Below are 13,100 nucleotides of genomic sequence, written 5' to 3' on the forward strand. Positions count from 1 at the left end.
ATGAATATGAAATATATAGTCACATCTCTCTTATTGTTTGTCTTGTTGGCGACCGGTTGTAATAATCAGCCGCAGAATACACAGAACGATATTGCTACGCCCGTGTCGGTAACGGAATTGAAGAAAGGCTCTATCAGCAAACTGGTCAATACGACCGGGACGGCACAGCCTACCTATGGAGTAACGCTCAATTCCGAAATGAGCGGTCTGTATAAACTACAAACCAATCCCCGTACAGGCAAACCCTTTAAATTGGGTGATATCGTCTCCAAAGGACAACTGATTGTCCGCCTGGAAGACCGGGAATACGAAAACGGCATCGCTATTGACGCTAAAGAGTTGAGTCTCGAAATAGCCGAACAGGAGCAGGTGAAACAGAAAGCTCTTTATGAGAAAGGTGGTGTGACGCTTAGCGAAATGCGTAATACGGAAGTGAAAGTGACGAACGCCCGCTACGACTACGAGAACGGTAAGCTCAATTTGGAGAAAATGAATGTCAAAGCACCTTTCGACGGTGTGATCGTGGACTTGCCCCATTATACATCCGATGTCCGTATCGAACAGGGGAAACCGGTGGTCGGCATCATGGACTATGCCCGTATGTACATGGATATCAACCTGCCGGAAAGTGCTATCGGGTATGTGAAGGCGGATCAGCCGGTCTATATCACCCATTATACGTTGCCCGAAGATACGATCCGGGGAGTAATCAGCGAACTGTCGCCTGCCATCAGTTCTGAAACCCGTACTTTCAAAGGAAAGATACTAATTCAGAACGAGGGGTTGAAACTTCGTCCCGGTATGTTTGTCAAAGCAGATATTGTGGTGAATAAGGCGGACAGTGCCATCATCATACCAAAAAGTGTGATCCAGTCCAACCGTCGTATCAAATACGTTTATATTGTTGAGAAGAACACGGCTCTGCTCCGCGAGCTTAAGACCGGGCTGGAGGATGACAAGAATATCCAGGTATTGGAAGGACTGAAAGAGAACGATAACTTAGTAGTGAAAGGTTTCGAGACATTAAAAGAGAATGCAAAGGTAAAAGTCCAGAAATGAAAAGTATTATCAAATTTGCGGTAAGCAATCCGGTTACGATCTGTATGCTGGTACTGGCGATCCTGCTGCTGGGTAAGATTTCCTATGACCAGTTGGCGGTCGACCTGTTGCCCGACCTCAATAATCCCCGTCTCTTTATCGAGCTGAAGGCAGGCGAACGTCCGCCGGAGGAGATCGAGAAGCAGTTTATTAAGAATATGGAGTCGATGGCGATCCGGCAGAGCGACGTGACACAGGTTTCATCCGTGATCCGTGCTGGTTCCGCCCGTATTACGGTCGAGTACACTTGGAAGAAAGATATGGACGAGGCTTTTCTCGACTTGCAGAAAGCCATGAACCCTTTTGCCCAGCATAAGGATATCACCGAACTTAAGATCACGCAGCACGATCCGAACCAGTCCCCTGTCGTCCTAATCGGACTTTCACACCGTAGCATTACCGATATGGCGGAGCTCCGGAAGGTGGCGGAGAGCTATATCCGTAACGAATTGATCCGTCTGGAAGGAGTTGCAGATGTTACGCTGTCGGGTGACGAGATCAGTACCCTGGTGATCCGCACGGATCCTTATAAGTTAGATGCCTTTAAGTTGACGATAAATGATCTGTCTTCCAAAATAGAGGCGAATAACCAAAGCATATCCGGCGGTCGTGTCAGCGAGTTGGGTCTGCAATACCTGGTTAAGAGTTCGAGTCTGTTTACGACGGAGAGTGATTTTGAGAATCTGATTGTCGGTTATAGGCCGGTTACGGTCGAGACAGATGGGACAGCAGTTTCGGGAACTTCCGGTGCGTCTGTTTCATCGTCTACGGACAAAGCTCCGATCTTCTTGCGCGAAGTCGCTACCGTCAGCTTCGAGAATGCTCGTCCGGAAAATATTGTCCGCATCAATGGTGAGCGCAGTATCGGGTTATCCGTTTATAAGGAGATGCGTTTCAATACAGTGAAAGTAGTCGATGGTGTGATCCGCCAGTTGGCGGTTATCGAGCAGGCGTTGCCGGGATATCGTTTCCAGGTGATCACGAACCAGGGAACCTTTATCAAGAATGCGATCGGAGAGGTGAAGAGCAGTGCCGTCTTAGGGATTATACTTGCGGTGGTGATCCTGTTCGTCTTCCTTCGCCGCCTAGGGACGACGTTGATTGTCAGCCTGGCTATCCCGATTTCCATTATCGCCACTTTCAACCTGATGTTCTTCAATCATCTTACGCTGAATATCATGACACTTGGCGGATTGGCCCTTGGAGCCGGTATGCTGGTGGATAATGCGATCGTAGTGATCGAAAGTATTTTCCGTAACCAAGAAAAAGGGATGACGATCCGTGAAGCTGCCATAACGGGTACTTCCGAAGTAGCCGGTGCGGTCATTGCCTCGACACTGACGACGATCGTTGTCTTTCTGCCGATTGTCTATCTGCATGGTGCCTCCGGAGAACTGTTTAAGGACCAGGCTTGGACGGTGACGTTCTCGCTGGTATCGTCGTTATTCGTGGCTATATTGGTGATCCCGATGTTATACGACCGGATTACCGGACGCCCTAACCCCTTCCCGCGCTTAGGGCGCGATCGTAAAGAAACCGACTGTGATAGTGCCGGTTCATCTGCATCCCCGTGTCAAACGCGGGGACAGGGCATTCGGATTACTGGTTACAGTCCTCTGTTGCGTATCCTGCTTCGTCACCGTTGGGTGGTGATCGGCTGTGCTCTGATGTTGCTGTTGCTGGCGGTAGCCTTGGTGCCTTTTATCGGTACAGAGTTTATGCCGAGAGCCGAGAGCAAGGCTTTCTCTGCCGTTATCAAGTTGCCGGAGGGAACTCCGTTGGAGCGTACTGTTTCGGCTGTCGAAAATTTGGAGGAGCTGATGCACGTTATCTCGCGGGATTCCTTGTGTACGATCTACAGTCATGTCGGATCAGGTAGCGGTTCGGAGAATGATATATTCGAAGGAGAGAATACGGCTGTCATGAAAGTGATCCTTTCTCCCGCTTGTCCGGTTCCACCCGAAGAAGTGATGGCACAGTTCGTCCGGACGACTGAAAACACCGAAGGGTTAGAGGTCATCCTGAAACAAGAAGAGAACTCCCTCAGTTCACTTTTAGGAAGCGAAGGAGCTCCTATTGTGGTCGAGGTGAAGGGAGAGGAGTTGGACGAGATCAGTGCTATCTCCGGTGAAGTAATGGAACGGATAACCGGTATTCCCGGAATCTATAACATCCGGTCGTCTGTCGAAGACGGTGCTCCGGAGGTAACGATCTCTGTCGACCGTACGGTTGCCGGTATCCATAATGTCAGCGTCTCGACTGTTATCGAACAGTTGAAGCAGCAGCTCGGCGGTCTCGAATCCGGCAAGATGGAATACCGGGGAGAAATGCGGGATATCCTGATCAAGGTTCCCGATATCACCTTGCATGACCTCGGTGGAATTGTCATACGAAGTGGCGAGAAAGAGTTCCGCTTGCAGGAGATCGCTACGATCACCCATTCGCAGGCTCCGAAAGAGATTTTTCGTCGCGGGCAGAACCGTATCAGCAAGGTGACGGCCAATCTCGATGCAGGCTATTCGCTCGACAGGGTGGCGGACAATATACGCTTTGCTATGAAAGATATCGATCTGCCTGCCAATTATTCGATTACCGTCACCGGCGAGGAAGAAAAGCGTCAGGAGTCTATGGACAGCCTGATGTTTGCCCTGGCTCTTTCGGTGATTCTGGTTTATATGGTGCTCGCTTCACAGTTCGAGTCGCTGTTGCATCCCTTTACAATTTTGTTGACGATTCCGTTGGCAGTGGTGGGAGCGATCTTGTTGTTCTTCCTGACAGGGACGACGATCAACATGATGGGAGTGATCGGCATCGTGATGCTGGTCGGTATCGCGGTGAACAATTCGATTATCTTGGTTGACCGTATCAACCAGTTGAAACAGTCCGGAATGGAACTGACGGATGCCATTGTGGAATCCGGCCAGCAACGTATCCGCCCGATCCTGATGACAACACTCACAACGATTCTTGCCCTCTTGCCGATGACGTTCGGTTTCGGTGAAGGTGCTTCACTTCGTTCACCTATGGCAATCGCGGTGATCGGTGGGTTGGTGACTTCGACTGTCATGAGTCTGATGGTCATCCCGTGTGTATATTATGTATTTGAAAAAATGAAAAGGGGAAGATGAATTTTTTACTACATAGGAAGATTGCGATCTGTATGCTGTTCATCGCTTTGACGGGACTGGGCTATGTGTCGTACAAGCAATTGCCGGTCGAGCTGTTGCCTAATGCGGAGCTTCCGATGCTGTTCGTGCAGGTTACCTCGACACAGGATATGGACCCGTCGTATGTTGAGTCGGAGGTCGTGATCCCCCTTGAAGGAGCCATCGGAACCATAGGCGGAGTAGAGCAGATCGAATCCCAGATCGACAGCCGTCAATCTTCCATCAAGATCGATTTCAAGCCGAATATCAACTTCAAGATCACCACCCTGAAGCTACAGGAAAAGATGAACGAGACTGCCTCCTCGCTTCCTGAAGGTTTTACGGTGCAGGTGCAAAAGGTAGATGTCTCGATGCTTACCGGAGGCTTCATGTCACTTCAGGTACGCGGGTCGGGAGGTACGGACCGGGTCCGTAATTTAGTGGAGAAAGAGATACGGCCCGACTTGGAAAACATCGACGGCATCGCTTCCGTCAATATCTACGGTGGGCGCGAGAAGGCCATTGAGGTGCAGCTCGATCCCGATGCCTGCAAAGCCCTCGATCTGACTCCTTCCGGTATCAGCAGCCTCCTGACACAGAATACCGAGGAGAAAGCGTTTGTCGGTTATGCTAACGAGCCGGACGGGAAATATTTCGTCCATGTCAACTCGCCTTATACCGAAGTTTCCGACCTCGAAAATATCGTTGTCGCTCCCGGCCCCGTACTGCTGAAAGACATCGCCACCATTTTCTTCGATATGAAAGAGGAGACAAGCTACAGTCGGGTTAACGGTAAAGATGCCGTCTCCGTCTCCCTGCTTGCCGACTCGCAAGCCAATCTGATCCAGCTTTCCCACCGTACGGTCGAAGTGATCGACCGCCTGAACGAGCAACTTGCCCCGCTTGACCTCTCGATCGTGGTTGAGAACAATCAGGCAAAAACGATGGAGGACAACATCGACCAGATCATTCACCTCGCGATTGTGGGTGGCCTGCTTGCCGTCGTCATCCTCTGGCTCTTCTTGAAGAACCTCCAGTTGGTGTTCTTCATCGCCCTGTCTATCCCGATCTCCGTCTATACGGCGTTCAATTTCTTCTACGGGGCGGGAATTACGATCAACAGCCTTACACTGGTCGGTATGGCGCTGGCGATCGGTATGCTGTTGGATAATAGCGTGGTGGTCTTGGAGAATATCTACCGCCTTTCTGCCGCCGGAGGTACGCCCGAACACTCTGTGACGCAAGGTACGCGCGAGGTCTGGCGTTCCATCCTCGCCGCTACCCTGACGACGGTCACGGTCTTTCTGCCCTTCGTCTTTTCCGATAATTTCCTGATTAAGCTGATGGGACACCATATCGGCGTTTCCATCATCTCGACCCTTCTGATTTCTCTCGCTGTCGCCCTCCTTTTTATCCCGATGGCCACCTATACGGTGTTGAGGAGAGCTCCCCTGTCTCCACGCTTGACGCGGAGCCGCAAAAAGGCAGGTAGCCTCAATGGTTTCCGCAAATGGTTCGAGTCGATGCGACCCCATGGCGGGCGCGGGGACAAAGATACTGTCTTCTACGAAAAAGTATCCGTCACGCAGCGTCCGGTGCAAATATATCTCGTGCTCCTGAAGACCTGTATGCGAAATCCGGGGGTGACGATCTTCGGAGCCGTCATCTTGCTGTTCTTTTGCCTGGTTCTCTCTATCTCCCTGAATATCCAGGAGCGGAAAGAGGTGGAGAGCGACCGCTTCAGTATCTATGTGACGATGCCGACCGGCAGCACGCTGGAGAATGCCGACCAGGTCGTCCATGTCATCGAGGAACGCCTTGCCGGTTTTCCGGAGAAACAAGACCTGATCAGCCGTATCCGGGAAACGGATGCCGAGCTGACGCTTGTCCTCAAAGAAGATTATCGCCAGATCGGGAAACGTAGCATCGCTGATATCAAATCCGACGTGCAAACCCGCCTTCGTGCCATCAACGGTGCCGAAATATCCCTTTCCGAAGCCGGAGGAGGTGGAAGCAGAGGAGGGAGTGGTTCCGGGGATATGATGGGCGGCGTGGGTAGCTTCATGCGCCTTTTAGGTATTGGTGAGAACCGGGAACGGATCGTGATCAAAGGCTCCGACTTCGACCTTATGCAGCGGGTGGCGGAGGACTTCCGCTATTATCTCGACGAACAAGAGTTCATCCGCAATACCCGTGTCTCCTACAGCCGCCGGCAACTGGAGATCCGTCTCGGTTTCGACCCGATCCTGCTGACCTCCTACGATATCTCCCACCAGAACATAGTCTCCGGCCTCACGTCGCTGAACCCGGAGATTTCGTCCGGGACCTCTTTTAAGGTAGGAGAGGACACCTATGATATCATCATCCGCAACCGGACGAGCCGGACGGAAGAAGAGGAAGAGGCCGGCAAGAACCGGGACAGGACGGTGGATGATTTGCGCGAAGTGCGCATACCGAGCGCTTCCGGCGGCCTGCACAGGCTGGAAGATATCGCCTCCGTCAATTATGGCCGCGGACGTGCCCGTATCACTCGTGTGAACCAGGACAAGCAGATCGAGTTATTCTATTCCTTCTCGCGCGACGTCGAAGAGTCGAAAGACCTTCTCGAAGGTTACCGGTCGGATATCGACCAGTTGGTGTCGAGCTATAATCTGCCTTCGGGTGTGGCGGTCGAGGTATTCCACGAAGAAGATATGTTTGCCGACTTCAAGTTCCTGCTGTTGGCAGCGTTTATCCTGATTTTTATGATATTGGCTTCGGTCTTCGAATCTCTGACGACACCGTTCGTACTACTGTTTTCTATCCCGTTAGCGGCGATCGGTTCGCTATTGGCGTTGTTGCTGACGGGTAACAGCCTGCTGAATAATGCGAACGTGATGATCGGGTTCCTGATCCTGTTGGGAGTGGTGGTGAATAACGGCATTATCCTGATCGACTATGCCAATATTCTCCGCCGGCGCGGTTACCGCCGTAATAGGGCGTTGATGACGGCCGGGCTGTCGCGTATCCGTCCCATCCTGATTACTTCCATCACGACGATCGTAGCCATGTTTCCGATGGCGATGGGCAACTCGGAGTATGCCGGAGCGATTGGTGCGCCGTTTGCCATTACCGTGATCGGCGGTCTTTCTTTCTCGGCATTGCTGACACTGATCCTGATCCCGACCGTTTGCATGGGATTGGAAAACACGTTGCAATGGTACAGAGGGCTGTCCCTGAAAGTGTGGGTGCTGCACGGATTGCTCTTTATGGCGGGAGCCGGTTGTATCTGGCTCTATGGCGGCAGTCTCCTGTGGCAGTCTGTCTATGGGGTATTGCTGTTGGCCGGTATTCCGGGAGCGACCTATTTTATGCAGGCAAGCCTCCGCCGTGCCCGTTCGAAGGTGATTGATCCGGAGGCGGATATCCATATATCTGTCCGCAACTTAGTGAAGATATACGACTGGCCGGGACGCGTCAGCCGCCAGTGGAAGAGCGGCCTGCTGATCCGCCGCCGGTTGGGTTTGGAGAAAAGCTACCTTATACCTGCCGGACAGCCGGATGGCTACCCCGTTTTTATTGAATTGGGCTGGCAGTTCGCCTTACTGGGTTTCGGCGTCTGGTTTACTTGGTTCTTTGTCGGGAACAGGCTGTGGGTTTTCTTCCTTTCCTTTGTGGTCTATGCCGCAACGCTTTACCTGTGGCGCAAGATACGTGAATACCTGTATGTCCGGTTTGAAGGGAGCCGAGTGGTGAAGTATGCCAACCGGATCATTTTCTGGAGTCTTCCTCCGTTGATCCTCTTCGCCCTGTTCCGAAGGCTGGATAATCCGAACCTGGTGGGGACGGTCGGAGTGTTGTGGGCGTTCTGCATAGCTGTCTATGTGACTTCCGGCTACCTATATGAGAAGGAAATCAATATCGAACGTGTAAAAGGGCGTTTCGCCGGGCTGCGCCGTTCGTGGTTCCGCCTGGTGAAAGGTATTCCGCTGATCGGGAAACGCCGCCGGCCGTTCAAGGCTCTCCGGGGTGTATCGTTCGAGATCCGTACGGGTATGTTCGGTCTCTTGGGTCCTAACGGGGCAGGCAAATCCACCTTGATGCGCATCATTTGCGGCATTCTGGAACAGAGCTATGGTAGTATTTGGATTAACGAACTGGATACACGTATCTACCGGGAGGAGTTGCAGAGCCTGATCGGTTTCCTGCCGCAAGAGTTCGGGACATACGAGAATATGTCGTCTTGGGAATTTCTTGACTACCAGGCGATCCTGAAAGGCCTCGTCGATCCCGGTCTGCGCCGGGAGCGGTTGGAGTATGTCCTTCGGGCCGTCCATATGTTCGACCGCAAGGACGAGAAGATCGGCTCTTTCTCCGGTGGTATGAAACAGCGTATCGGTATCGCCCTAATCCTGCTGCACCTGCCTCGTATCTTAGTGGTAGACGAACCGACTGCCGGACTCGACCCGCGCGAGCGTATCCGTTTCCGTAACCTGTTGGTGGAATTGAGTAAAGATCGTATCGTGATCTTCTCCACCCATATCATCGAAGACATATCCAGTTCGTGCAGCCAGGTGGCCGTGATCAACAAGGGCAGCTTGAAGTATTTCGGAGATCCGGTCGATATGGTCGGCATGGCGGCCGGAAAAGTCTGGCAGTTCGATATAGATAAGACAGAATTTGAACAGGCATTGGATAAGTCCCGGATCGTTAACCATATTCAGAAAGACGACCGTATCCGGGTCCGTTATCTTTCGGTCACTTCTCCGCATGATGAGGCGGTACAGGTGGAACCGAACCTGGAAGATGCTTATCTTTGCCTGCTGAAAGGAATTTAAGAATTTATGATTTATCATCGACGCATAAATCATAAATTATAAATCTCAAATCATAAATCATAAATCATCATGACACTGAAACAATTCATATCCCTCTTGCCCCGCCTGATCAAATATAACCTGAAGATCATCTTTGCCGGGAAATTCATCTGGTTTCTTCTGGCGGCATTTCTGTTCTTTGCCTATTTCCTGTTCCAGATTGCCTGGAGCCGGTCGGAGGTCAATGAAGGGGTGGTCTATAATCTCCTGATGTTTCCCTGTGTCCTGTTGGTGTTCTATCCTTCTGTTTTCGGCATCCAGAACGATGAGGACAGCTGGATACTGGAAATCCTTTTCGGCATCCCCGACTATAAATATAAGGTATGGGGTGTCCGTTTGTTGATGATCTATGTGGCAATTTTCGTGATCCTGGTCGTCTTTTCCTGGCTGGCTACGCTCTTGCTCTATCCTGTCAATCCCATTGAGATGTCAGCGCAGTTAATGTTCCCGGTCCTTTTTTTCGGGAACCTTGCCTTTATGTTTTCCACCATCACCCGCAGCGGCAACGGGACTGCCGTTCTGATGATTGTCATCGGCATCGCCCTGCTGATCTTTAGCAACACGCCTCTTATCGAGCGTTCCTTCTGGAACATCCTCCTCAACCCCTTCTCTATCCCTCACAACTTCCTGCCGATCATTTGGGAAGGCATCATCATAAAAAGCCGCATTTTTCTTCTGGCCGCCAGCATCGTTTGGATGCTGGTCGGGTTTCTGAACTTGCAGAAGAGGGAGAAGTTCGTCTGATACGGAGCTATACCTCATCCGGCCACGGGCATTCCTTTCCTGTTGCCTTGAAAGACGGTCGTTGGGCATCTACTTTACGAAGGTGGTCGCCGAGCTCTTTGGAGAGGCGTTTGACAATTTCAGGGTGACGGGTGCTAAGGTCATTTTTCTCACCGATATCGTCGGAGATGTTGAACAACTCTTTCTTGCCAGTACCGTAATAGTAAATCAACTTCCAGTCGCCATTGCGGACAGCACAGTTGAAGTTGATGCCCGGACCGTCGTTCCCCCAGTTGTTCGGCATATTCCAGAAGAGAGAGCGTCCTTTGGAAGGATCGTCCGTCCCGGTAAGCAGAGGGACGAAACTGATGCCGTCGATCGGTTGTACTGTCTTATAGTCCTTTACTCCTGCCATTTCCAGAATAGTCGGGTAGAAGTCTTCTATCAGCAGATATTTGTCGCAGCGGGTATTAGGTTTGGCTATGCCCGGCCAACTGACGATCATCGGTTCGCGGATGCCTCCTTCGCAAAGGGAACCTTTGCCACTATGCAGTGGGTAGTTTTGTGTGTACAATGGGCCGTCGCGCCATTCGGAAGTAGAGGCAAGGCCACCGTTATCGCTCATGAAGATGATGATCGTATTGTCTGCCTCCCCGTTCTTTTCCAACCAGTCCATCAGATCGCCCAGACTCTTGTCCATCCCTTCGATTAGGGTGGCATAGGCAGCCTCATGGTCTGTCATTCCCTTCTTCTTGTATTTCTCGTAGAAGCGCATGTCCTTATTCAGCGGGATATGGATGGCATAGTGTGACATGTAGAGATAGAATGGCTGATTGTATTTCTTCGCCTTGTCCAGTGCCTTGATCGCCTCCTGTGTCAGTGCTTCGGTGGCGAAAGTTTCCGTGCCCCAATATTTCTCGAGGCCGGGGATGGACATCAAAGAAGTTGGTTTGCCGTCTTTCGTATGGCCGTAATTCTCTTCGCCTAAATAGCTTGCCAGGCCACCGGCGGCATGACCGGCAATATTGACCTCGAATCCCCAGTGGTGCGGATCTTCTCCCGGAGTGTCGATCGCGCCGAAATGGGCCTTCCCGCAGTGGATCGTGTGGTATCCGCTGTTCTTCAGGAGCTGGACGAAAGAGGTTCCGACGAAGGTGTTGCTGGTCCCCGGAACCTGGCTGACACCGTTATAGTTCCAATCCGGTATGGCAAGCAGGCTGTCTTTGCGGTCGGTTGTCTTATCTTTCTGGAGTGTCCAGTTGGTGACACGGTGGCGGGCAGCATTCGTCCCGGTGATCAGGCTGCAACGGGACGGAGAACTGATACTGCTGGCATATGCCTGTGTGAACATGACTCCCTGGCGGGCAAGACGCTCCATGTTGGGAGTCTCGTACACTTCGTTATAATGTGTCTTTTCTTTCCAGAAAGGCAAGGAAGTGTCTTCCCATCCCATATCGTCAACCATAAAAAGGATGATATTCGGCCGTTTGACAAGCTGGTCGGCAGCCTGTATATTTTCCGCCTGGAAAGCAGGAAGGATAGCTAAAGGCAACAAGATTCGTTTGTCCATCTTTTTTGTGTTTTTCAGTTGAGTTGCTTGTATGACAATTTGATTGTTTCGTATGGAAACGAAACAGGCCGGCTGTGAAAATCGTCCGGCCTGATGAGTATCGTTCTTTTAATCTTTCTTTACCGGCGGATAGTCGATCGTATAATGCAATCCGCGGCTTTCCTTGCGCTCCATTGCCTGGCGGGTGATCAGGTAACCGACGTTGATCATGTTACGCAGTTCGCACAGCTCTTTGGAGGCCTTGCAACGTTTGAAGAGGCTTTCTGTCTCTTCGTACAGGATGTCCAGGCGGTTCCAGGCGCGAGTCAGACGCGTATTGCTGCGGACGATGCCGACGTATGCCTCCATGATCTGGTTTACCTCCTTCATGCTTTGGGTGATCAACACGCGTTCTTCGGTGGAGATCGTACCTTCGTCGTTCCATTCGGGGATGTCGGTGTTGAAGTCGTAGCGTTCGAGGACACTCAGGATATGTTTGGCTGCCGCATCCGCATATACGACTGCTTCGATCAGCGAATTGGAAGCCAGACGGTTTCCACCGTGCAGGCCGGTGCAGGAACATTCGCCGATGGCATAGAGACGGCGGATACTGGACTGTCCGTTCAGGTCGACACGGATACCACCGCACAGATAATGGGCTGCCGGAGCTACCGGGATATAATCCTTCGTGATATCGATACCGATGCTGAGGCATTTCTTATAGATATTGGGGAAATGCTTTTTTGTTTCCTCCGGATCTTTATGGGTCACATCCAAATAAACGTGATCTTCACCTCGGAGTTTCATCTCGTTATCGATCGCACGTGCCACGATGTCACGCGGGGCGAGAGACAAACGTTTGTCGTATTTCTGCATAAATTCTTTTCCGTCCAGCGTACGCAGGACACCGCCATACCCTCGCATCGCTTCGGTGATCAGGAAGCAAGGGCGGTCTCCCGGATGGAAGAGGGCGGTCGGGTGGAACTGGATGAACTCCATGTTGCTGACAGCTCCTTTCGCGCGATACACCATTGCGATACCGTCACCCGTAGCGATCAGCGGGTTGGTCGTATTGCGGTAGACAGCTTCGCAACCTCCTGTTGCCATAACCGTCACTTTGGACAGGAACGTGTCTACCTTGCCGGTGTCTTCGTTTAGCACATAAGCGCCATAGCATTTGATACCCGGCGTATGACGGGTGACGATGATACCCAAGTGATGCTGCGTGATGATCTCTACCGCAAAGTGATGGTTGAATATCGTGATGTTGGGATGTCTCTTGATCGCTTCGATAAGGCTTAGTTGGATCTCAGCGCCGGTGTTGTCCTTGTGATGCAGGATGCGGAATTCGGAATGCCCTCCTTCGCGGTGAAGGTCGAACTCGCCGTTCTCCTTCTTGTCGAAGTTTACGCCCCAGCCTATGAGTTCCTTGATCTGGTCCGGTGCGCCTCGTACGACCATCTCCACTGCTTCCCGGTCGTTGATCCAGTCGCCGGCAATCATTGTATCTTCAATATGTTTGTCGAAATTGTCTACCAGCAGGTTGGTTACCGAAGCAATGCCTCCCTGCGCGAAATAGGTGTTCGCTTCTTCCAGCTCTGTCTTGCAGATGATGGCTACTTTCCCTTTATCGGCTACCTTCAAAGCGAGGCTCATGCCGGCGATACCGGAACCGATCACTAAGAAATCGAATTGTTGTACCATAGTTTATATCCTTTGTGGCTGACA

6 protein-coding genes are annotated in these 13,100 nt (G+C 51.6%); 4 read left to right on the forward strand and 2 right to left on the reverse strand.

Annotated features, from left to right (window positions below):
• From NQ564_RS15685 to NQ564_RS15700, 4 genes are all read left to right on the forward strand, one after another.
• Complete coding sequence (locus NQ564_RS15685) at nt 1–1,059, forward strand: efflux RND transporter periplasmic adaptor subunit (RefSeq protein WP_008146784.1); 1,059 nt, start codon at nt 1–3, stop codon at nt 1,057–1,059.
• Nucleotides 1,056–4,226, forward strand: a complete 3,171-nt coding sequence (locus NQ564_RS15690) for an efflux RND transporter permease subunit (RefSeq protein WP_008146785.1) — start codon at nt 1,056–1,058, stop codon at nt 4,224–4,226. The genes NQ564_RS15685 and NQ564_RS15690 overlap by 4 nt, the downstream gene beginning before the upstream one ends.
• The gene (locus tag NQ564_RS15695) at nt 4,223–9,061 is read left to right on the forward strand and encodes an efflux RND transporter permease subunit (RefSeq protein WP_008146786.1); all 4,839 of its coding nucleotides are present in this window, start codon (nt 4,223–4,225) and stop codon (nt 9,059–9,061) included. Before NQ564_RS15690 ends, NQ564_RS15695 begins: the two co-directional genes overlap by 4 nt.
• A gap of 69 nt (nt 9,062–9,130) precedes the next feature.
• On the forward strand, nt 9,131–9,844 hold the full coding sequence (locus tag NQ564_RS15700) for a hypothetical protein (RefSeq protein WP_008146787.1): 714 nt from the start codon (nt 9,131–9,133) through the stop codon (nt 9,842–9,844).
• A gap of 7 nt (nt 9,845–9,851) precedes the next feature.
• Here NQ564_RS15700 and NQ564_RS15705 read toward each other — a convergent pair whose 3' ends face one another.
• Together NQ564_RS15705 and nadB are read right to left on the reverse strand one after the other, a co-directional pair.
• Nucleotides 9,852–11,393 carry a sulfatase gene (locus tag NQ564_RS15705; protein WP_008146788.1) on the reverse strand — a complete coding sequence of 514 codons (1,542 nt, stop codon included), beginning with the start codon at nt 11,391–11,393 and terminating at the stop codon, nt 9,852–9,854.
• 108 nt (nt 11,394–11,501) lie between these two features.
• Nucleotides 11,502–13,076 carry an L-aspartate oxidase gene (gene nadB / locus NQ564_RS15710; protein WP_008146789.1) on the reverse strand — a complete coding sequence of 525 codons (1,575 nt, stop codon included), beginning with the start codon at nt 13,074–13,076 and terminating at the stop codon, nt 11,502–11,504.
• Nucleotides 13,077–13,100: the final 24 nt, after the last annotated feature.

This window comes from Parabacteroides johnsonii DSM 18315 (assembly GCF_025151045.1).
In the GTDB taxonomy this organism is placed as follows: Bacteria; Bacteroidota; Bacteroidia; order Bacteroidales; family Tannerellaceae; genus Parabacteroides; species Parabacteroides johnsonii.

Excerpts from the sequence above, each read along its gene's own strand:
- NQ564_RS15685 (WP_008146784.1), top strand. The coding sequence starts at position 1 with ATGAATATGAAATATATAGTCACATCTCTCTTATTGTTTGTCTTGTTG.
- NQ564_RS15690 (WP_008146785.1), top strand. The coding sequence starts at position 1,056 with ATGAAAAGTATTATCAAATTTGCGGTAAGCAATCCGGTTACGATCTGT.
- NQ564_RS15695 (WP_008146786.1), top strand. The coding sequence starts at position 4,223 with ATGAATTTTTTACTACATAGGAAGATTGCGATCTGTATGCTGTTCATC.
- NQ564_RS15700 (WP_008146787.1), top strand. The coding sequence starts at position 9,131 with ATGACACTGAAACAATTCATATCCCTCTTGCCCCGCCTGATCAAATAT.
- NQ564_RS15705 (WP_008146788.1), bottom strand. The coding sequence starts at position 11,393 with ATGGACAAACGAATCTTGTTGCCTTTAGCTATCCTTCCTGCTTTCCAG.
- nadB (WP_008146789.1), bottom strand. The coding sequence starts at position 13,076 with ATGGTACAACAATTCGATTTCTTAGTGATCGGTTCCGGTATCGCCGGC.